Below are 19428 nucleotides of genomic sequence, written 5' to 3' on the forward strand. Positions count from 1 at the left end.
GGAACCAGTGATTGGTTCCGGATTGTCCTACAGCAGAAGGATCGGTCAATGGATCCTTAACTGATCAGCATTGCGCCCTGGGGCGGCTCTTTGCATCGGGGATCAATGAATCGTCACGGCGCCTTGGGCGGTTCCACCAGAGCGCTCGCCGGTTGGTCATCTTCCTTGATCCAAGCATCCAGCAGGGTGTAGCCCACCGCCAACACCACGGGGCCGATGAAGAGACCGATGATCCCCATGGCCAGCAAGCCGCCGATGACCCCCACCAGAATGAGGATCAGCGGCAGGTCGGCCCCGCGCTTGATGAGGAAGGGGCGCAGGAAGTTGTCCATGGTGCCCGCCAGCAGGGACCAGACCAGCAGGAAGGTGCCCCAGGTGGTGTCCCCGCTCCAGTAGAGGTAGCCGACGCTGGCCAGCAGCACCGGGAAGGGGCCTATCTGGGCGACGATCAGCAGGAACATCAGCACCACCAGCACCATGACATAGGGAATGCCGGCGATGAGCAGGCCCAGGCCCGCCACCGAGGATTGCACCAGGGCGGTCACCACCACCCCCATGGCGACGGCACGGATGGCCTGGGAGGCGAGCACCACCGCATTGTCACCGCGCTGGCCCGCCAGACGGTGGGCGAAGCGGCGAATGCCTTCTGCCGCCTTCTCTCCCGAGTGGTAGAGCAGGCCGCAGATGGCCACGGTCAGCAGGAAGTGGACGAACAGCAGGCCGAGGTTGCCCGCCTGGGCCGCCAGCCAGCGGGCGGTCTGGCCGAAGTAGGGGGCCAGCTTGGTGAACAGCACCTGGCCGCCGCTCGCGAGGATCTGCTGCCAGAACTCATAGAGCTTGTCGCCCACCAGGGGCACTTGCTGCAACCAGAGCAGCTCGGGGGGCGGGGATTGGCTGAGCTCGGTGCCCAGCTCGATGAGCATGGGGGCCTTCTCCGCCACGTTGGCCAGCGTCATGAAGAGGGGAATGACGAAGATGAGCAGCAAGATGCTGGTCATCAGCAAGGCCGCCAGGGTGCGCTTGCCCCACAGCAGGCGCTGGGCCATCTGCATCAGGGGCCAGGTGGCGATGGTGATCATGGTCGACCACACCAGGGCGGGCAGGAAGGGGCGCAAGACCATGAAGCACGAGATGATGAGCAGGCTGAGGAACAGCAAGCCCAGGGTGATCTTGGCCAAATCCACTTTTTTCATATTCATGGCATTCCCTTAACGAGGGGTTGAGCGCCCGGTTCGGGCACCGTGACGGATAGCGGATAACGACCACCAGAGCCCGGCGCTGAGCCAGAACCCCAGGCAGCCAAAGAGCCACCCTTGTCCCGCGAGGATCAGCAGAGAGCTGCTGGTGAGCGCGGGCACCAGGAACAGGAGCCCTGCCACGACCAGTCCCCCTGCCAGGGTCAGCAGCGCGGCGGGCAGGGCGGGGGTGGGGCTCCGTTCGAGTGATAGCAGATTACCCGATACCAGCCCCAGGGTGAACATGGCAAGCCCGGCCAGGGCGGTGGACTGGGTGAGCCAGGCCGAGAGGGCGCTGGCGATGAGCACCCCGGCCCAGGGGAGCGGGCGTGCCGCCAGCTTCGCCAGCGGGGCGCGCAGTGCCAGCAGCAGGGCCCCCAGGGCAAGGCCGGCCACCACATCCGAGAGGAAGTGGACCCCCAGCCAGACTCGGGCCAGCCCGGCCACGCCGGCCAGCAACAGGGCCAGCATGGCCCCCTGCCATGCCCGCAGCGCCGGCAGCCAGCCAAGCAGCAGGCCCCAGTAGAGCAGGGTCGAGGCGGCGTGACCGCTCGGCATGCCGAAGCCCTGGGCACTCTGGCGGGCCAGCTCGGGTTGCAGGTGGAAGGGCCTGGGCCAGCCGATGCCCGCCTTGAGCAGGTTCACCACCAGGGTGAGCAGCACCATGGCAAACAGCAGGTGGCGCAGCCTGGACCAGCCGAGCAGGGGCAGCAGCAAGGGCAGCAGCGCCAGCTGGAAGGGGGCCGAGCCCAGCAGATTGCCCGCCCTTGGCCAGAGCGCATCCGGCCCTAGCCATTGTTGCAGGCGCTGGATCAGCGGCAGCTCGGCGCGGTGCAGCGCACTGGCCGCGTCGCTGAAATCCGTCACCCACAGCACCTGGCTCTCGGGCACCTCGGCTTGCCTCGGGGCTATCCAGTCGAGCTGCGCCGGGAAGCGACGCTGGTCAGGGGGCAGGTCGGCGGCCGCGATCAGCCTGGCGTTCAGGATCTCGCCACCGAGATCCGGGGCCTGGAGCAGGGAGACAAACCCCGTCCCTCGCTGGACCCGCAGGGGTTCCAGGGTCTGGCAGGCGAACACCCTGGCCCGTTGCCAGCGCCCCAGCTCGCCGGTGACGCGACCCTGCAGGCCGGTCTCCTCGAACAGCTCGCGCAGGGCCGCCTGCTCCGGGGTCTCCCCCCTGTCGATGTAACCGCCGCTCAGGCTGTAGCGCGAGGAGAGCCTGTCCTGCACCAGCAGGATCCCTTGCTGGTGGCGGATCACGCAGGCGGCCGCAGAGGGAGGGGATTCGGCGCGGGAGGCGGGCAGGGCACCGCCCAGCAACAGCAGCAGGCAGAAGACGACTCGAAACATGATGACACCCAGGGGCAAGGAGTGGGGACAAGGGTCACAGAAATCAGACGGCCGGGCAATGGCTTGCAGGGGGCACCGACCCTGTGGGGGACGCAAGGATTGCCGTCTGCGCGGGCAGTCCCTAGTATTGGCGGCTATTGTTCTTCTCATTCACTACATTGTGGGGCTCTTCATGCGACAGTTCGGTTTCTTTCTGGGGATTGCCATCGGCGTCATCCTGATACTGTTTGGCAGCATCGTCATCTTCCAGGCCCTGCCTGCGGCGCTGGACGTGCTGGAGATGCCGAGCCGGATCCCCTTCGTGCGCGAGGTGTACACCTGGCTGATGAGCAGCGCCAACGGGCTCACCGCCCAGCTGGAGCAGAACTTCCTGGAGGCATTCCAGACGGTGCTCAAGTTGATCCTGCTCATCACCTTCATGTGGGTCTGCGTCAAGCTGGTCAACATGGGGGTGCTGATCATCCGGGCCGGCGTCGACCTTATCCGCACCGCCATCGAGCACAGCGAAGAGAAGGGTGCCAAGCCCACCGAGCAGGACCGTCATTTCTGATCTTCTCCTGCCACGGGGCAGATAAACAACAGGCCATCATGTGATGGCCTGTTTTTATGGTGACATGACGCTTAAAAAAGTCAGTTAAGCAGTTTTTCCAGCTCCGCTTCGGCATCCGCCCTGGCCTGATCGCTCAGGGTGCCGGAAGTCGCTTCCCGCTTCTCGCCCTGTTGCTGCACCGCCTTGGCCGCTTGCTGCTGTGTACTGGTCGCGGCACTGATGGTGGTGGCGCTGCTGACGGCCTGCTTGGCGCTGTCACTCACCGCCTTGGCCGCTTGCTGCTGCGCCGTGGTTGCGGCACTGCTGGCGGCCTGCTTGGCGCTGTCGCTCACCGCCTTGGCGGCTTGCTGCTGTGCACTGGTCACGGTACTGATGGTTTCGGCGCTGCTGGCGGCCTGCTTGGCGCTGTCGCTCACTGCCTTGGCGGCTTGCTGCTGCGCCGTGGTTGCGGCACTGATGGTCGCTGCGCTGCTGGCGGCCTGTTTGGCGCTGTCGCTCACCGCCTTGGTGGCTTGCTGCTGCGCCGTGGTGGCGGCACTGATGGTGGCTGCGCTGCTGGCGGCCTGTTTGGCGGTGTCGCTTACCGCCTTTTCGGCTTGCTGCTGCGCCGTGGTTGCGGCACTGATGGCGGCGGCACTGCTGGCGGCCTGCTTGGCGCTGTCGCTCGCTGCCTTGGCGGCTTGCTGCTGCGCCGTGGTGGCGGCACTGATGGTCGCGGCACTGCTGGCAGCCTGCTTGGCGCTGTCGCTCGCCGCCTTGGTCGCTTGTTGCTGCGCCGTGGTGGCGGCACTGCCGATCACCTGTCTGGTGGAGTCGGACAGGGCCTTGCTGGCGCTCTGTTGCAGGCCCCCCATCATGGTGCCCAGCAGAGAACTGCCAGCGCCCGTGAGCCCCTGACCGGCACCGGTCAGGGCCGTGGCGGCCGGGGTGGCCTGGGACTGCCAGCCCTGCATGGCGCTGGGCCAGGTCGGGGTGGCGGCCGTCAGGTTTTCCCCGAAGACCTGGGTCACCCCGTCACCTTTTTGCACCATGACGGCGAGCTGGTTGGTGTCGGCGTTCCAGACCATGCCGGCCTGTTTGGCCACGTCCGGCACGGGGGCGTAGCGGGAGACCACGTAAAAGAGCGGCCCCTCCTGTTGCAGCTCGTCGGCGGTCTTGAGCAGCTGCATGGTGCTCTCGTAGTTGGGCCCCAGCATGGCAGTCATTCTGTCCTTGATCAGCGGCTGCTCGAACAGGTTGGCCTCGTTCGGATCGAAACCGACCAGCGGCTTGAGCAGGGCCCACATCAGCTGGCTGGTGGGGCTCATCATCAGCAGGGGGGCGACACAGGCGGACAACATCAGGCTCAGGCAGGCAGCCTTGAGCAACGGCATGATACGCATTGACAACATATCCAGTTAATTATCTGATTATTAAGGGTTATTCATTACCGCATCCCGGCGATGCCGGCGGGGGCCCACGGCAGAACCCTGACAGGCCTTGGCGGGCGCAGGCAGGCTATCATATTGCTTCCGGAATGCCAGATGAGCCGACATTTATTGGTCAAGTCGAGGGCTCTGCTGGTCGCTCTACACTTTCACACCCCCGTGACAGGAATTCCCATGATCCGTTGTGCAGGTTGTCTGCTGGCCCTTGGCTGGCTCTTCCCCGCGTTGGCCGCCCCGGCGTCCAACACCCTCAGCCACTCGGTGGGCACCGAGCTGGTGCTGCCCCTTGGTTCGCTGCCCGAGCGGGTGTGCTGGTATCAGGATCAGAAATACTCCCAGGGGGCCCGTATCCAGCAGGGGGAGCTCTGGCTGGAGTGCGCGCCGCAACAGGCGATGGAGACCAATGGTCCCCTGATCTGGCGAGAGGTGACGACGCCGTCACAGAGTGGTGAACCGGAGGGCAACCAGCGGACGATCCGGGTGGGCCAGTGAGCCTTTTCTTGATCCAGCTACAGACACGGGCGTGATCTCTATCGCATAATGCGGCTCTTTCTTCTCTTGACTGGGATCTAAGCAATGGCTCGTCGCTCTTCCAATGCACAACGTCGTCGCAGTAGCTGGTGGTACAAACGCTTGTTGGCAAGGGAGCGGGAAGAGCGCGAAGCGCGTTCCGTCCGGGATTGATACTGCATTGAAAAACGGAGCCTCGGGCTCCGTTTTTATTGGTGACTAAACGTGCATTACCGCAGGCAGGTTTATTACCACAGGTGGACAATGGTGCCGCTTTGCCAGTGCACAACGTCGTTGCCGCCGTGAGCTGGCGGTACAAACCCTTGTTGGCAAGGGAGGGAAGCGCGCGAGGGCGCTGCGTCCGGGATTGATACTGCATTGAAAAGCGGAGCCTCGGGCTCCGTTTTTATTGGTGACTAAACGTGCATTACCACAGACAGGTTTATTACCACAGGTGGACAATGGTGCCGCTCTGCCAGTGCAAAACGTCGTTGCCGTCGTGAGCTGGCGGTACAAACCCTTGTCGGCAAGGGAGGGAAGCGCGCGAGGGCGCTGCGTCCGGGATGGATACGGCATGGAAGAACGGAGCCTCGGGCTCCGTTTTTATTGGTGAATATAAGTGCATTACCGCAGGCAGATTTATTACCACAGGTGGATAATGGTGCCGTTCTGCCAGTGCACAACGTCGTTGCCGTCGTGAGCTGGCGGTACAACCCCTTCATTCATCAAAGACCGTCATGCGAGAACGGGGGCCATCAGGCCCCAGTTTTGCTTTTGCAGAGGTTGGCTGCCTGCGACTCAGCGTTGCAGGGCGGCCAGGGCCAGCTCGACCCGTTTGGCGTACTCGGGGTCGGCCTGCTCGAAGTGCCTGAGCTGGGCCGCGACGATGGCGTCATCCTCCACATTGATGAGGGAGCGAGCCAGGTTGGCGGCGAGGCGGGCGCGCTGTCCCTCGTCCATCAGGCGGAAGAGATCCCCCGGCTGGCTGTAGTAGTCGCTGTCGTAGTCACGAAAATCGTAGTGCAGGGCAGCCCCTTCCAGACTCAGGGCCGGTTCGTGCTGCTCGCTCGGCTGCTGGGTGCCGAAGCGGTTTGGCTGGTAGTTGGGGCTGGCGCCACCGTTGCTGTCGGCCCGCATGGCGCCGTCGCGGTGGGCGCCGTGGTGGAACGGGCAGCGCGGGGCGTTGACCGGCAGCAGGCCGTGGTTGACGCCGAGGCGGTAGCGCTGGGTGTCACCGTAGGAGAACAGGCGACCCTGCAACATGCGATCCGGCGAGAAGCCGATGCCGGGCACCACGTTGGCCGGGGTGAAGGCGGCCTGCTCCACGTGGGCGAAGTAGTTGTCCGGGTTCTGGTTGAGCTCCAGCACGCCCACCGGGATGAGCGGGTAGTCCTTGTGGGGCCACACCTTGGTGAGATCGAACGGGTGGATCGAGTAGGTCTGGGCCTCGGCCTCTGGCATCACCTGCACATAGACCTTCCAGCGCGGGAAGTCCCCCCGCTCGATGGCGTTGAACAGATCTGCCTGGCTGGTCTCTCTGTCCTGACCGACGGCGGTGGCCGCCTCTTCATCGGTGTAGAAGCGGTGGCCTTGCTCGGTCTTGAAGTGGAACTTGACCCAGAAGCGCTCGTTGGCCGAGTTGATGAAGCTGAAGGTGTGGCTGCCGTAGCCGTTCATCTCCCGCAGGCTCCTGGGAATGCCGCGATCGCTGAAGAGGATGGTGACCTGATGCAGGGATTCCGGGTGGCGTGACCAGAAGTCCCAGGCGGCGGTGGCGCTGCGCAGGTTGGTGCGGGGATCCCGCTTCTGGGTGTGGATGAAGTCGGGGAATTTCAGGGGATCGCGAATGAAGAACACCGGGGTGTTATTGCCCACCAGATCCCAGTTGCCCTGCTCGGTGTAGAACTTGAGGGCGAAGCCGCGCACGTCGCGCTCGGCGTCGGCGGCCCCCTTCTCGCCGGCCACGGTGGAGAAGCGCAGGAACACCGGGGTCTGCTTGCCGACGGCGTTGAACAGGTCGGCCTTGCTGAAGGCGCTGATGTCGTGGGTCACGGTGAAGGTGCCGTAGGCGCCCGAGCCCTTGGCGTGCACCACCCGCTCGGGAATGCGCTCGCGGTCGAAGTGGGCGAGTTTCTCCATCAACCAGATGTCTTGCATCAGGACGGGGCCGCGGGGGCCGGCGGTGAGGCTGTTGTTGTTGTCGACGACGGGGGCGCCGTTGGCGCTGCGCAGGGTCTTGTCGGTCATGGCAGGTCTCCTTGTGATGAGTCGCCAGACTAGGGGAAGTGGGGGAGCGGCTCCAATGGAGTGTGCCTAACCCTTTGATTGGTTTCGCTGATGGGGGTGGAAACAGACGCCAGCCTTGCGGCAAGATGGGATTCAGCCAATCAGGAGGTCTCATGTCCATCACCATTCGCCGCGCCGGGCCGGAAGATGCCGCCGCCCTGCGGGATCTTCACGCCATGCCCCATGCCCAGGCGGGCACCCTGCAACTTCCCTTCCCCTCCCTGCAGCAGTGGGAGCAGAAGCTGACCCCGCGGGATGGCATCTACAGCCTGCTGGCGGAGTGCGAGGGGGAGGTGGCGGGCGCGCTGGTCCTGATGGTGGAGCCGGCCCCCCGTCGTCGCCACGTGGCGAGCATCGGCATGGCGGTACACGATGACTGGGCCGGGCGCGGGGTGGGCACCGCCCTGATGCAGGCTGCGCTGGATCTGGCGGACAACTGGCTCGGCTTGACGCGGGTGGAGCTGACGGTCTGGGCCGACAACCAGGCGGCCCTGGCCCTCTATCGCAAGGCGGGCTTTGTGGAGGAGGGCGTAGCCCGGGATTACGGCCTGCGTCATGGGGTGCTGGTGGATGCCCTCTACATGGCCAGGGTGCGCCGATGATCGACTATCGCGAGCGCCTGACGCCGGTGCTGCGGGCACTGGAGCAGGATCCTGATCTCTCCATCGAGGCGCTGGCGAGTCGCGCCTGCCTCTCCCTCTACCATTTCCACCGGGTGTTCACCGCCGTGGTGGGGGAGGCCCCCGGCGAGATGTGCCGCCGCCTGCGGATGCAGCGGGCGGCCTGGCAGCTCTGCTACACCGATGCCAGCGTCACCGCCATCGCTCTGGGGGCGGGGCTTGGCAGCTCCCAGGCTTTCGCCAAGGCGTTTCGTCGTCACTATGGTTGCACCCCAGGGGCGTTTCGCCGCGACAAGGGCAAAAACGGACACCTGGATCGCAAGGAAGGACACGCATGGCAAGGGGCACTCCCTTATGCTGAAGGCCACTCATCAGCAAGGAGCAACACCATGAACACCGTCGAGATGGACGCCCGCACCCTGGCCTATATCCGCGTGACCGGCCCCTATGGCGAAGGGTATGACGCCGTCTGCCATCGCCTTCACCAGTGGGCCGCGCCCCGTGGCCTGGAAGGGGGAGAGTGGATCTTCATCTACCACGACAACCCCGAGGTGACGCCGCCGGCCCAGTGCCGCACCGATATCGGCATCAGCGTACCGGTGGGGACCCGGGGAGCGGGGGAGGTGGAGATCCAGCACATCCCCGCCGGACGCTACGCCCAGTCCCGCTATCTCATCACGGATCGCAGCCAGTACGGGGAGCGCTGGCAGGAGCACATCGGCGATATCGTCGCGGCCGGGCTCGCCTTTGGGGACGGCCCCTGCTTCGAGCTCTATCACAGCGTGAGCAATGACCCCCTGCGCGATGACGTGAGCTTCTGCTCCAGCGTGCGCTAGGCAGGCGGCAATAAAACGAGGCGCCTTTGGGCGCCTCGTTTTATTTGGGGTCCATGACCACCGCAGATATCAGGGCTGGCTGGGCACCTTGTTGCGGCGGGACTTCCACCACCAGCGAAGCCGGATCTGGGAGATGAGCATCCCCGCCAGCATCAGGGCGCAGCCGACCACGGCCCGTTCGTCCAGATGTTCCCCCAGCAGCAGGACACCGCCGATGGCGGCGAACACCGTCTCCAGGCTGAGGATGATGGCGGCGTGGGCCGGATGGGCACCGCGCTGCCCCACCACCTGCAGGGTATAGCCGATGCCGACCGAGACCAGACCGGCATAGAGCAGCGCCTGCCATCCCGCCACGGCACCACTCGCCGTCGGGGTCTCGATGACGAAGGCCGTGGCCAGGCTGAGCAGGCCGCACACCACGAACTGCACCCCGGCAAGACGAATGGGGGCGACCCGGTTCGAGTAGTGATCCAGCACCAGCAGATGCACGGCCCAGAACAGGGCCCCGATCACTTGCAGCAGATCGCCGTAGCCGATGGTGAACTCCTCGGTGACGCTGAGGTAGTAGAGCCCGGCCATGGCGATGAGGGCGCCTACCCAGGTGTTGGCCCCGGTCTTGTGGCGCAGGGCCAGGCCGATGACGGGGACCAGGATGATGTAGAGGCCGGTGATGAAGCCCGCCTTGGCGGCCGTGGTGTAGAGCAGCCCCACCTGTTGCAGGGAGGCGGCGGAGAAGAGCACGGTGCCGGCGATGAGGCCCCCGGTCAGCAGCAGGCGGTGATCACCGGCAGGCTGGGGCGGCTGGCGTGACTTGAGCCACCACAAGAGCGGCAGCAGGGAGAGGGCGCCCAGCAGGAAGCGCAGGCCGTTGAAGGTGAAGGGCCCCATGTGATCCATCCCCAGACGCTGGGCGACGAAGCCCAGCCCCCAGATGGCGGCGGCCATCAATAACATCATGTTTGAACGCATACGGAATCATCCCTGAGAAAGAGTCTCGGCGGCACTCGGGCCCCGCCATTACGATACCTGCGAGAAGGGGCGTTTGTCGTCAGCCATTTGTTGCCGGGCGAGGGCAGGATCAGCGGCTGGCCAGCTTGGCGAGCAGGGGCAGCAGGGCGAGCAGCAGCAGGTTGCCCCTAAGGATCCAGATCACCCAGAACTGCTGCTGGGTGGAGACAAGGGGAGCCCGTCCCTGGCGCAAGGATCGGCGCCAGTGGTGGAACAGCCGGCTGGGGTAGCCAAAGCTGATGGCCATGGCGAAGAACATCAGCAGCTTGGTGCGGTAACCCGGATTGGCAAACAGGATGGCCGGTGGCTGGGGATGGGCGACCACCAGCAGCACTCCCGTGATGAAGATGAGCAGCAGGGCCAGGGCGGCCAGGCTGTCAGCCAGCAGCAGCTTGCGCACCTGCTCGATGGACATGCCGCGTCGGAACAGGAAATACTCCGAGGTGATGGCACCGGTCAGGGTGATCACGGCGCAGTAATGGAGGGCAGTCAGCAGTTCCGGTTTCAACATCCAGGCCAGTTCCTTCTCGTTGGCCACCTGATGCGCTTCCTTTTGGACGCCATCAGGTGGGGCTGATATTCTGACACTACACGATGTCAGGGGATAGCATGGAGTCAGGGTTGGATAAGCGAGCAGTCTCCAAAAAGACCTGGTCCCTGGTGGCACGGATGCGCCTGGGCCTGCTTCTGCTCTTCATTCCCGTCCTGATGCTGGGCGCCATCTACTACCTGCACATGGAGCGCAGCCTGCAGCGAGAGCTGCAACAGCGCCTGCTCGCCACCAATCACCAGTTGCGCCACGTCTTCATCGAGCCCTACCTGAACGAGATGGAGCGTCAGTTCTCCCTCATCTACGACCAGATCAAGGTGGAGGACATCAGCGGCCCCCGTCTGCGCAACACCGACTCCTATCTCAGGGAGTGGCGTCTCTACAAGGGGGTGATGGCGGATCTCATCTACATCTATGTGGGCACCGCCGAGCGCCAGATGCTGATCTACCCCGAATGGCAGGCGGATGCGGACTTCGATCCCAGGGTGCGCCCCTGGTATCAGCTGGCCAGCCAGCATGTGGGCAAGATGGTCTGGACCGAACCCTACTACGACTACACCAACGGCACGCTGGTGATCGCCCTGGCGCGGGCCATCACCGACAAGGAGGGCAAGGTGCGGGGGGTCTTCGCGGTGGATGCCATCCTGGCCCCCTTCTCCGCCCAGCTGAACCGGCAGTGGAACAGCGGCTACCAGATGATCGTCAACCAGTCGGGCAAGGTGCTGGCCCACCCCGATCCCTCACAACTGCTCAAGCCTATGACGCACCCGACCTGGCTCTCCCGCTTCAGCGGAGAGGACGGCATCTTCCTGGATCAGGCGTCTCGCCAGTTCGTGGCCTACAGCCGCCTGCCGGACCACAACTGGGTGCTGATCAGCGTGTTGCCCGCCTCCAGCATCCAGGCGGTGGTGGCGAGTGCCTCCCTCAACGTGCTCGGGATCATCGTGCTGGCCAGCGTGCTCTACATGGTGCTGGCACTGATCTGGTCCCGTTATTTCAGGCGGATGCTGGACGAGATCTCCACCGTGATCCGGGCCAGCCGGACCCAGCCTGACGAGGTGCACCAGGGGGGGATGCGCGAGCTCAGGCACGTCTATGCCGAGCTGGCGGAGGTGAGCAAGGATTATCACGAGGTGCGCCAGCAGGCGAACCTCGACAAGCTGACCGGCCTTTACAACCGGCGCTTCTTCGACGAGCGGTTGAATCGGCTGCTGCTCGATCAGGACAGCTTCTGCCTGGCCATGATCGATCTGGACGGTTTCAAGCGGATCAATGACACCTATGGTCACCAGACCGGGGACGTGGTGCTCAAGCGGGTGGCCAGCTTTGGCGCCAAGCTGCTGGGGGATCATGGCTGGGTATGCCGCTATGGCGGGGAAGAGCTGGTGGTGCTGTTCGCCAATCCGGACATCCACTTCTGCCAGATGCTGCTGGAGCAGTACAGGATTGGGGTGGCCTCCCTGCACTGGCGTGAACCCGGTCTTGGGATCACCTTCAGCGGCGGCCTGGTGGCGAGTGCCCCCGGGCTCGGGGCCAGGAGCCTGTTGACCATGGTCGATGCCGAGGTCTATCGCGCCAAGGGTGACGGCAAGAATCGCATCTACATGGTGGATCCCCTGGCTCCCCGGGACGACTCGCCATCAGGGGATGGCATGTTGAGCAAAGAAGAGGCCTGAGGGCCTCTTCTTCATTGCGCGGATCAAGGGTGCAACTGCCAGGTCCAGAGGGGCCAGCCCAGCTCCTCGGCGCACTGGCGCAGGGCGGGGGCCGGATTGACCGCATGGGGATGGCTCACCGCCTGCAGCATGGGCAGATCGTTGTGGGAATCGCTGTAGCCGAAGCTCCCCTGCCAGAGGTGTTCCTTTCCGGCAAAGAGCTGGTTGATGCGGGCCACCTTGCCTTCGCGAAAACTCAGGGTGCCGCGGGTCTGGCCGGTCAGCATGCCGGCTTCCTCGTCGAGCAGGATGGCCACGCAGTGATCCATCCCCAGCATCTGCGCCATGGGGGCCACCAGATGCTCGCCGGAGGCGGAGATGAGCACCAGCTCGTCGCCACGCTGGCGGTGCCACTCGATGCGAGCCAGCCCCTCTGGATAGATGCGCTCCCGCAGTACCTGCTCGGCAAAGCGGGTGCAGAGGGAGTCGAGCCACTGGCGCGTCCTGCCTGCCAGCGGTTGCAGGGTGAAGGCCATGTACTGGTGCATGTCCATCTTGCCCTGATGGTAGAGGGACATCATGGCCTGCTCCTCGGCCACCATGCCCGCCGGGGCCAGCTCCTGGGCCACCATGTACTCCAGCCAGAGGCTGGCGGAATCCCCCGCTATCAGGGTCTCGTCCAGATCAAACAGTGCCAGGGCCATGGCTGCTCCTCGGGTTGGCTGCCAGCATCGGGGAACTGGCTGAAAAATGAATGGGATTCATGGCGTTATGCTACCTCACAGAGTTGATCTCGGGCCACCACCAGGGTCACGGCGCTGCCTACCGGCAGCAGATCGCCGGCACGGCGGTTGAGGCAATCCACCGTCAACAGCCCCGCCTCGCACTCCACCTGATAGCGGATGACGTTGCCGAGTAGCTGCTGCTGGCGAACGATGCCGGGCAGGCTGGGCTCGTGGCTGGTCGCCCCGGCGGGCAGCAGGGTGATGGACTCCGGCCGCAGCGCCAGCTTGCCGCGAAAGCGCGGGCCGAACAGGGATTTGGCCTGCTCGCCACCCAGCAGGTTGTAGTTGCCGATAAAGCCCGCCACGAACTCGCTGGCGGGGCGGGTGTAGATCTGCTCTGGCGTGCCGTTCTGGACGATGGATCCCTTGTTCATCAGGAAGATCCGATCCGACAGGGTCAGCGCCTCCTCCTGATCGTGGGTCACGAAGATGGTGGTGAGCTCGAGGCGCTGCTGGATCGCGCGGATCTGCTGGCGCAGGCTGCGGCGGATGCGGGCATCCAGCGCCGAGAGCGGCTCATCCAGCAAGAGGATCCGTGGCTGCACCACCAGCGCCCGGGCCAGCGCCACCCGCTGGCGCTGGCCGCCGGAGAGCTCGGCCGGATAGCGGCGCTCGAAGCCGGTCAGCTCCACCAGCTCTAGCGCCTCCTGTACGCTGGCGGCGAGATCCCGCCCCGGCTGGGGTTTCATCTTGAGGCCGAAGGCGACGTTGTCCCACACCGTCATGTTGGGGAAGAGCGCATAGCTCTGGAACACCATGCCGATGCCCCGCTTCTGGGGTGCCTGCCAGGTAATGTCCTCACCGGCCACCCGCACCTGACCGCCATCCACCGGGGTGAGCCCGGCCAGCGCCCGCAGCAGGGTGGATTTGCCGCAGCCGGAGGGGCCGAGCAGGGTCACCAGCTCCCCCTTGCGGATGCCGAATTCAATTCCCTCGAACACCTTGGTGTCACCGTAGGATTTGTGCAGTTGATTCACTTCTAGGTGGAACATGTTGATTCACCGATGAAATCTGTTGGCTGCCCAGGTGAGCAGCAGGGTCAGCAGGAAGTAGCTCATCACCAGTGCGCTGGTGAAGTGGCCCGAGGTGGCGCGCATGTTGTAGAGGTAGACCTGCAGGGTCTCGTAACGGGTGCCCACCAGCATGTTGGCAAACACGAACTCGCCGAGCAGGAAGGAGAGGGAGAGAAACAGCGCTGCCAGCAGCCCCTTGCGCAGGCAGGGGATCACCACCAGCAGGAAGGCGCGGGCGCTGCTGGCCCCCAGCAGATGGGCGGCATCCATCAGATCCTTGAGCGGCACCCCTTGCAGGCTGTTGGCCAGCGCCCGGTACATGAAGGGGAGCACCACGGTGAACCAGGTCCCGATCAGGATCCACGGCGTGCCGATAATCGGCAGCACGCCGTCAGCGTAGATCTGCAACAGCCCCACCGAAGAGACCACGGGCGGCACCGCGAAGGGGAGCAGGATCAAGAGGTTCATCCAGGGATCCAGCCTGGGGAAGTAGTAGGCCACCACCAGCACGGTGGGCACCAGTACCAGGGTCCCCAGCAGCAGGGTGGCGAAGCAGACCAGGAGGCTGCGGCCAAAGGCCGCCAAAAAGCGCGGATCGCCCCAGAGCTTGAGATACCAGTCGAGGGTAAAGCCGTCCGGCAGCAGGGTCGCCCCCCAGCGGGTGGAGATGGAGTAGAGAAAGGTAGCCAGCAGCGGCAGCAGCAGGGTGGCGACCAGCGCCCCCAGCACCCATCTGGGCCAGCGCGGCGTCAAATCATGCATGGGATTGCCCCTTGTTCACATAGCTCTTTTTCAGCAACCACTGGTTGGCGGCCGTCACCACCCCCAGCAGCACCATCAGGATCACCGCCAGCGCCGCCGCGAGATTCGGCTCGAGGAAGATGTCGCCGGAGACCAGACTGGCCACCCGGATGGTCACCAGGTTGAAGTTGCCGGTGGTGAGGGCGTAGGCGGAGGCATAGGCCCCCACCGCGTTGGCAAACAGGATGATCAGGGTGCCGAGCAAGGCGGGCGTCAGCACCGGCAGCGCAACGTGCCATACATACTGCCCCTTGCTCGCGCCGAGCAGGGCGGCGGCCTGGGGCCACTCATCCTGCAGGGCGTCGAACGCCGGGTAGAGCAGCAGCAGGGCGAGGGGGATCTGGAAGTAGGTGTAAATCAGGATAAGGCCGCTGCCCGAATAGAGGTTGAAGCCGTCGATGAGGCCCCAGGATTTGAGCAACAGGGTCACTGCACCATTGATGCCGAGCACGATGATGAAGGCGAACGCCAGCGGCACGCCGCTGAAGTTGCCGGTCATGGTGACGAAGGCCAGCAGCACCCGCTTGACCCGCTCGCCACAGTGGCGCAGCGCCGCGGCCCCGAGGGTGCCGATGGCGAGCCCCGCCAGGCTGGCGATGCCGGCGATGCGCAACGAGTTGCCGAAGGATTGCAGATAGAAGGGGGAGCTCAAAATCTCCCGGTAGTGGTCGAGACCCCAGCCATCGGGGGTCTGGACGCTGCCCACCAGCACCCACACCATGGGGGCGAGCTGGAACAGGATCATCAATAGGACAAAGGGCAGCAGCACCAGAGCCGGCAGCCAGTGGCGGCGCACCCGGCGTGGCTTCACCTGTTGATCCGCGAGGATCTCGGTGGTGGCAGGCATCATCAGTGCACCTCGCGCATAAAGGCCGCCTTGAGCAGCGGTGGCGCTGCCGGCTTGTCGTGGGAAACCCCCAGCAGATCCGCCATCAGGGCGCAGAGCTGGGTCTGGGCAATCGCCACCCCATCCGGCCAGCGCTCGATAAAGGCATCGCCAAACAGCCAGAGCGGCACGGTGCGCTCTTCAGGCAGGGTGCCGCCGTGGCTCAGGTCGTTGTTCATGCCGTGATCCGAGGTGATCACCACCTGATATCCCTCCGCCAGCCACTGGGGCAGCAGGTCGGCCAGCAGGCTGTCCATGCGGCGCGCCTGATTGCGGTACTGGCGGGAATCGAGACCGAACTGGTGGCCCGCATCGTCCACCCCCATGGGGTGGATCAGCAGAAAATCGGGGTCGTACTGGCTGCGCAGCCACTCGCCGTCCATCAGCAGGTGGCTGTCGGGGTAGGCGTCATCCCAGTAGAAGCAGCCGTGCTGGATGGGCAGTTGCTCGTCATGGGTGAAGCGATCGCGGGCCGCCAGCCAGGGGCTCTGGTTATAAAGCTCGCTCACCCAGTGGTAGGCCGCCGCTGCGGTGCGTTTGCCCGCGGCCCTGGCCAGATGGAAGATGGCGTCGTGTTGGCTCAGGCGCGTCACCCCGTTGTGGGTAATACCGCTCGCCACCGGCGGCACGCCGGTCAGGATGCACTCGTAGAGAGGGCGGGAGAGGGAGGGCAGGGCGGCACTCAGGGTCGTATAGAGGCCGCGCTCTGCCTCCACCATGCCACAGAGGTAGCCCATGCAATGGGCTACCTCTGCTGCCAGGCCATCCACAAGTACCACTATCACCTTGTGTTGCACTGGCCACTCCTTACTGCATGTTGATCATGACGGTTTCCTGCCACTGGCGCGGCAGGGCCTTGGAGCTCTGCTCCCAGGCGGCGTGATCCTGCACCGGCTTGGCGTTGGCATACTGCTCGGCCGGCAGCAGCTTGGCCTTGACGTCATCCGGCAGGGTCACGTTGCTGCGAATGGGGCGGGCGTAGCCACGGGCCAGGTTGATTTGACCTGCATCGGAGAGGATGTATTCCCGCGCCAGCTTGGCGGCGTTGGGGTTCTTGGCCCACTTGTTGATGATGGTGGTGTAGCCGGCGATGACGGAGCCGTCGCTCGGGATCACCACATCAAACCTCTTGGGGTCGATCTGGTCGCGGTAGTTGAGGGCGTTGAAGTCCCACAGCACCCCCACTTCCACTTCGCCTTTCTCGATGTTGGCGATGGTCGGGTCGTTCAGCGACAGACGGCCCTGCTTGGCCAGCTTGCCGAACAGATCCAGGGCGGGTTTCAGATTCTTCTCGCTGCCGCCGGTGGCATAGGCCGCCGCCAGCACGCCGTTGTTGGCCTGGGAGGCGACGCCCACGTCACCCAGGGTCACCTTGTAGTCGCCACCCAGCAGGGATTGCCAGCTGGTGGGGGCGGCCTTGACCAGATCCTTGTTGATCAGGAAGGCGATGGTGCCGGTATAGGCCAGCATCCAGTGGCCGTCCGCATCCTTGGCCCAGTTCGGAATGTCGGCCCAGGTGGAGGGCTTGTAGGGCTGGGTGACCCCCTGCTTGACCGCGACCGGGCCGAAGGCACCGCCCACGTCGCCGATGTCGGCGGTGGCATTGGCCTTCTCGGCGGCGAACTTGGCGATCTCCTGGGCGGAGCTCATGTCGGTATCCTGATGCTTGATGCCGTAGATGCTGCCGAGCTGCTGCCAGGTATCCTTCCAGTTGGCCCAGCTGTCCGGCATGCCGACGCTCTGGAGCTGGCCTTCACCGCGGGCGGCTTTTTCGATATCCGCGATGTTCTCGGCGGCAAACAGCGGTTGACTGATGGCCACCAGGGCCAGTGCACTTGCGATCACGCTTTTCATCATCCCATCCCTCTGGACTAGGTCAGTTAAGGTTCGAGAGGGATGCTAGAGGGGAAATATGACGGTGGCGGGGCGCTTTGATGGCAGTTTCGTGACAATCGCCCTGTCATGGCGCTGTCATCAGGGGCGGTTACAACTCGGGGTCGACAACCTCTGGTCTACTCCAGTGGTGTGCAAACCCGAATGACCGACAGGGACGTGACAGTGACAGAGCGATTGAGTGAACAGGGGATGGCCGATGGCCGCACACCCTCCAAGTGCGAACAGATTTGCCGGACCCTGCGCCGCTATATCGGCAGCGGACACCTGGCGGCGGGGCAGCAGCTGCCCGCCGAACGGGCCCTGAGCGAGCGCTTCGCCACCACCCGCATCACCATCAAGGAGGCGCTCTCCAGCCTCGAGGCGGACGGCCTCATCTACCGGGCCGAGCGGCGTGGCTGGTTCGTGGCGCCGCCCCGCCTCACCTACGATCCCGCCATCCACACCCACTTTCACCAGTGGATTGGCGAGCAGCAGCGCACCGCCGAGACCCGGGTGCTGGCTCATGGCAACCAGCTTGCCAGCAGCGAGTTGTGCCGCTGGATGGGTCTGGAACCCTTTACACCGCTCTACGAGATCCGCCGCCAGCGGCTGATCGACGGTCGCCCGGTGCTCCACGTCAGCCATCACCTGCTGGCGAGCCGCTTCCCCGGCATCGCCAGCGCTCCTCTGGCCAGCTCCCTCACCGAGCTCTACCGGCAGCGCTATGGCATAGGCCAAGGCTGGGCGAGCCTCGAGATCACCCCGTCGGCGGCCCGGGGAGAGATAGCCCGCGCCCTCAACCTGGCACAGGGGAGCGCCGTGCTGCGGTTGGTGCGGGTCAATCATGACGAGGAGGGGAAGCTGGTGGATTGCGACATCGAGCACTGGCGACCAGACGCCATCCGCATCTGCCTGGATACCCGGGCACTGCAACCGCTCGCCACCGGTGCGCGGCAGGTGCAACTGGCAGAGTAGCGGCGTTCTGGCGCGCTGACATGGCGGATCCCGCAGGATCCACCGGGATCAGTTGTCGATGTTGGGAATCAAATCGTCGAAGCTCTGGTAGCCGCAGTCGGCCAGTTGCAGCGACATGGTGTAGGTCTTGCTGCCCTCCCGCTGGCCGATGGCGGGGCGGTTGAGCTTGAGCTCCTGATGCCAGTACTCCTTCATGCGATCGATCAGCGCCATGGCCTCGCTCTCCCCCAAATGGAGCTGGCACAGGGCCATGTAGTTGTTGGGCCTGTGCATGTTCTCCACCAGATAGTCCCCCAGCACCGACATGGCCTGGCGCGCCTGCTGGCGGGCGAAGCGGCTGTGCTGCTCGAAGCTGATGCGCTCGCTGATGAGGAAGTGGTAGCTGTTGTCGATGCCAAGCTGCAGGATGCCGAGTTTCTCCAGCTTGCGCAGATAGAGGTAGCAGGAGGCATCGGTCAGGCCGTACTCCCGCTTGAGATCGATGAGGGTCTTGTCGCGCCAGAAGATGTTGGCGAGAAAGGCATAGAGCCCCGGCTCCTTGTGAAACGCCTCATCCTGCTCCTGGGTAAAGACGGCCCGGCGGCTCTGGGCATCCTGGGTCCGGTCCAGCAGCTCTTCGAAGGAGAGTCCCACCAGATGGCAGATCTCCAGCAGGGTGTCGAACGGCAGGGAGGGTTTGTTCATCATGCGTTTCACGGTGGCGATGGAAACCCCCATGGCTTCTGCCAGGGTCTGATAGCGGATCCCCTTGTCGGTCAGGGTTTTCTTCAGGGTGTCGAGGATGTGATTGGCCAGTGTCTGGCTGTAGGTCATGCAACTATTCCTTTATCTGCATTTTTAGTCGTGTCAGAAATTGAGTGGTTTGTCTGTATCGGGCTCAAATTTTGACACCTAGAAAAACCAGAGGAGGGTAACCCGGTGATAATGGCGGAAATGGCCTGACCAGTTGTGGTGCAAGGTGGCAGAAAGTGACACTCGGTGGTGCATATCCGACATTCCGCACCTGATTTAGGAATAAATTTGCCGATAGCGCTCACCCAATACCTCCAAAATGATCTGCTGGTCT

General features: G+C 64.4%; 19 protein-coding genes. 6 read left to right on the forward strand and 13 right to left on the reverse strand.

Annotated elements, in window-relative coordinates; translation table 11 throughout:
- Nucleotides 1-113: 113 nt before the first annotated feature.
- Both ydiK and PG892_RS17510 read right to left on the reverse strand, forming a co-directional pair.
- A complete protein-coding gene (gene ydiK, locus PG892_RS17505) occupies nt 114-1199 on the reverse strand; it encodes an AI-2E family transporter YdiK (RefSeq protein WP_029314855.1) in 1086 nt (361 codons plus the stop codon).
- Between the two features lie 9 nt (nt 1200-1208).
- Complete coding sequence (locus tag PG892_RS17510; protein WP_223916306.1) at nt 1209-2585, reverse strand: bifunctional NUDIX hydrolase/phosphatase PAP2 family protein; 1377 nt, start codon at nt 2583-2585, stop codon at nt 1209-1211.
- A 172-nt stretch (nt 2586-2757) separates the two neighbouring features.
- On the opposite strand from PG892_RS17510, the gene PG892_RS17515 reads away from it, so the two are divergent.
- Complete coding sequence (locus PG892_RS17515; RefSeq protein ID WP_010675931.1) at nt 2758-3135, forward strand: hypothetical protein; 378 nt, start codon at nt 2758-2760, stop codon at nt 3133-3135.
- 80 nt (nt 3136-3215) lie between these two features.
- Here PG892_RS17515 and PG892_RS17520 read toward each other — a convergent pair whose 3' ends face one another.
- The gene (locus PG892_RS17520) at nt 3216-4517 is read right to left on the reverse strand and encodes a hypothetical protein (protein ID WP_270825616.1); all 1302 of its coding nucleotides are present in this window, start codon (nt 4515-4517) and stop codon (nt 3216-3218) included.
- Between the two features lie 219 nt (nt 4518-4736).
- Here PG892_RS17520 and PG892_RS17525 point away from each other — a divergent pair, with 219 nt between their 5' ends.
- Nucleotides 4737-5054 (forward strand): DUF1496 domain-containing protein, encoded by a 318-nt coding sequence (locus PG892_RS17525; protein WP_039040821.1) that lies wholly within the window; start codon nt 4737-4739, stop codon nt 5052-5054.
- A gap of 816 nt (nt 5055-5870) precedes the next feature.
- Here PG892_RS17525 and PG892_RS17530 read toward each other — a convergent pair.
- Nucleotides 5871-7319, reverse strand: coding sequence for a catalase (locus PG892_RS17530; RefSeq protein WP_201891133.1), 1449 nt, complete (start codon nt 7317-7319; stop codon nt 5871-5873).
- 152 nt (nt 7320-7471) lie between these two features.
- Between PG892_RS17530 and PG892_RS17535 the strand changes: the two genes are divergently transcribed.
- A complete protein-coding gene (locus PG892_RS17535; protein ID WP_128296524.1) occupies nt 7472-7960 on the forward strand; it encodes a GNAT family N-acetyltransferase in 489 nt (162 codons plus the stop codon).
- Nucleotides 7957-8814, forward strand: coding sequence for an AraC family transcriptional regulator (locus PG892_RS17540; protein WP_103858348.1), 858 nt, complete (start codon nt 7957-7959; stop codon nt 8812-8814). Before PG892_RS17535 ends, PG892_RS17540 begins: the two co-directional genes overlap by 4 nt.
- A 69-nt stretch (nt 8815-8883) precedes the next feature.
- Here the strand turns inward: PG892_RS17540 and PG892_RS17545 are convergent, their stop codons facing one another.
- Together PG892_RS17545 and PG892_RS17550 are read right to left on the reverse strand one after the other, a co-directional pair.
- On the reverse strand, nt 8884-9783 hold the full coding sequence (locus tag PG892_RS17545) for a DMT family transporter (protein ID WP_042864813.1): 900 nt from the start codon (nt 9781-9783) through the stop codon (nt 8884-8886).
- Nucleotides 9784-9892: 109 nt separating this feature from the next.
- A complete protein-coding gene (locus PG892_RS17550; protein ID WP_029314852.1) occupies nt 9893-10333 on the reverse strand; it encodes a DUF2214 family protein in 441 nt (146 codons plus the stop codon).
- Between the two features lie 110 nt (nt 10334-10443).
- On the opposite strand from PG892_RS17550, the gene PG892_RS17555 reads away from it, so the two are divergent.
- On the forward strand, nt 10444-12048 hold the full coding sequence (locus PG892_RS17555) for a sensor domain-containing diguanylate cyclase (protein ID WP_039040135.1): 1605 nt from the start codon (nt 10444-10446) through the stop codon (nt 12046-12048).
- A 23-nt stretch (nt 12049-12071) separates the two neighbouring features.
- On the opposite strand, the gene PG892_RS17560 is transcribed toward PG892_RS17555, so the two are convergent.
- From PG892_RS17560 to PG892_RS17585, 6 genes are all read right to left on the reverse strand, one after another.
- Entirely contained in the window at nt 12072-12731 is a 660-nt protein-coding gene (locus PG892_RS17560; RefSeq protein WP_041211889.1) for an HAD family hydrolase, read from the reverse strand.
- Between the two features lie 65 nt (nt 12732-12796).
- A complete protein-coding gene (locus tag PG892_RS17565; protein ID WP_270825617.1) occupies nt 12797-13804 on the reverse strand; it encodes an ABC transporter ATP-binding protein in 1008 nt (335 codons plus the stop codon).
- 6 nt (nt 13805-13810) lie between these two features.
- On the reverse strand, nt 13811-14587 hold the full coding sequence (locus tag PG892_RS17570) for an ABC transporter permease (RefSeq protein ID WP_039040132.1): 777 nt from the start codon (nt 14585-14587) through the stop codon (nt 13811-13813).
- Nucleotides 14580-15476 carry an ABC transporter permease gene (locus PG892_RS17575; protein ID WP_104454902.1) on the reverse strand — a complete coding sequence of 299 codons (897 nt, stop codon included), beginning with the start codon at nt 15474-15476 and terminating at the stop codon, nt 14580-14582. The genes PG892_RS17570 and PG892_RS17575 overlap by 8 nt, the downstream gene beginning before the upstream one ends.
- A complete protein-coding gene (locus PG892_RS17580) occupies nt 15476-16309 on the reverse strand; it encodes an alkaline phosphatase family protein (protein ID WP_103243841.1) in 834 nt (277 codons plus the stop codon). The genes PG892_RS17575 and PG892_RS17580 overlap by 1 nt, the downstream gene beginning before the upstream one ends.
- 10 nt (nt 16310-16319) lie before the next feature.
- Nucleotides 16320-17366 (reverse strand): ABC transporter substrate-binding protein, encoded by a 1047-nt coding sequence (locus tag PG892_RS17585; protein ID WP_103243840.1) that lies wholly within the window; start codon nt 17364-17366, stop codon nt 16320-16322.
- A 183-nt stretch (nt 17367-17549) separates the two neighbouring features.
- Between PG892_RS17585 and PG892_RS17590 the strand changes: the two genes are divergently transcribed.
- Nucleotides 17550-18362, forward strand: coding sequence for a UTRA domain-containing protein (locus PG892_RS17590; RefSeq protein ID WP_039040129.1), 813 nt, complete (start codon nt 17550-17552; stop codon nt 18360-18362).
- A 48-nt stretch (nt 18363-18410) separates the two neighbouring features.
- Here PG892_RS17590 and PG892_RS17595 read toward each other — a convergent pair whose 3' ends face one another.
- The gene (locus tag PG892_RS17595) at nt 18411-19175 is read right to left on the reverse strand and encodes a helix-turn-helix domain-containing protein (protein WP_010675913.1); all 765 of its coding nucleotides are present in this window, start codon (nt 19173-19175) and stop codon (nt 18411-18413) included.
- Between the last annotated feature and the right edge of the window lie 253 nt (nt 19176-19428).

Source organism: Aeromonas sp. QDB68, assembly GCF_027707405.1.
Lineage (GTDB): Bacteria > Pseudomonadota > Gammaproteobacteria > Enterobacterales > Aeromonadaceae > Aeromonas > Aeromonas caviae.

Excerpts from the sequence above, each read along its gene's own strand:
- ydiK (WP_029314855.1), bottom strand. The coding sequence starts at position 1,199 with ATGAATATGAAAAAAGTGGATTTGGCCAAGATCACCCTGGGCTTGCTG.
- PG892_RS17510 (WP_223916306.1), bottom strand. The coding sequence starts at position 2,585 with ATGTTTCGAGTCGTCTTCTGCCTGCTGCTGTTGCTGGGCGGTGCCCTG.
- PG892_RS17515 (WP_010675931.1), top strand. The coding sequence starts at position 2,758 with ATGCGACAGTTCGGTTTCTTTCTGGGGATTGCCATCGGCGTCATCCTG.
- PG892_RS17520 (WP_270825616.1), bottom strand. The coding sequence starts at position 4,517 with ATGCGTATCATGCCGTTGCTCAAGGCTGCCTGCCTGAGCCTGATGTTG.
- PG892_RS17525 (WP_039040821.1), top strand. The coding sequence starts at position 4,737 with ATGATCCGTTGTGCAGGTTGTCTGCTGGCCCTTGGCTGGCTCTTCCCC.
- PG892_RS17530 (WP_201891133.1), bottom strand. The coding sequence starts at position 7,319 with ATGACCGACAAGACCCTGCGCAGCGCCAACGGCGCCCCCGTCGTCGAC.
- PG892_RS17535 (WP_128296524.1), top strand. The coding sequence starts at position 7,472 with ATGTCCATCACCATTCGCCGCGCCGGGCCGGAAGATGCCGCCGCCCTG.
- PG892_RS17540 (WP_103858348.1), top strand. The coding sequence starts at position 7,957 with ATGATCGACTATCGCGAGCGCCTGACGCCGGTGCTGCGGGCACTGGAG.
- PG892_RS17545 (WP_042864813.1), bottom strand. The coding sequence starts at position 9,783 with ATGCGTTCAAACATGATGTTATTGATGGCCGCCGCCATCTGGGGGCTG.
- PG892_RS17550 (WP_029314852.1), bottom strand. The coding sequence starts at position 10,333 with ATGTTGAAACCGGAACTGCTGACTGCCCTCCATTACTGCGCCGTGATC.
- PG892_RS17560 (WP_041211889.1), bottom strand. The coding sequence starts at position 12,731 with ATGGCCCTGGCACTGTTTGATCTGGACGAGACCCTGATAGCGGGGGAT.
- PG892_RS17565 (WP_270825617.1), bottom strand. The coding sequence starts at position 13,804 with ATGTTCCACCTAGAAGTGAATCAACTGCACAAATCCTACGGTGACACC.
- PG892_RS17570 (WP_039040132.1), bottom strand. The coding sequence starts at position 14,587 with ATGCATGATTTGACGCCGCGCTGGCCCAGATGGGTGCTGGGGGCGCTG.
- PG892_RS17575 (WP_104454902.1), bottom strand. The coding sequence starts at position 15,476 with ATGATGCCTGCCACCACCGAGATCCTCGCGGATCAACAGGTGAAGCCA.
- PG892_RS17585 (WP_103243840.1), bottom strand. The coding sequence starts at position 17,366 with ATGAAAAGCGTGATCGCAAGTGCACTGGCCCTGGTGGCCATCAGTCAA.
- PG892_RS17590 (WP_039040129.1), top strand. The coding sequence starts at position 17,550 with ATGACCGACAGGGACGTGACAGTGACAGAGCGATTGAGTGAACAGGGG.
- PG892_RS17595 (WP_010675913.1), bottom strand. The coding sequence starts at position 19,175 with ATGACCTACAGCCAGACACTGGCCAATCACATCCTCGACACCCTGAAG.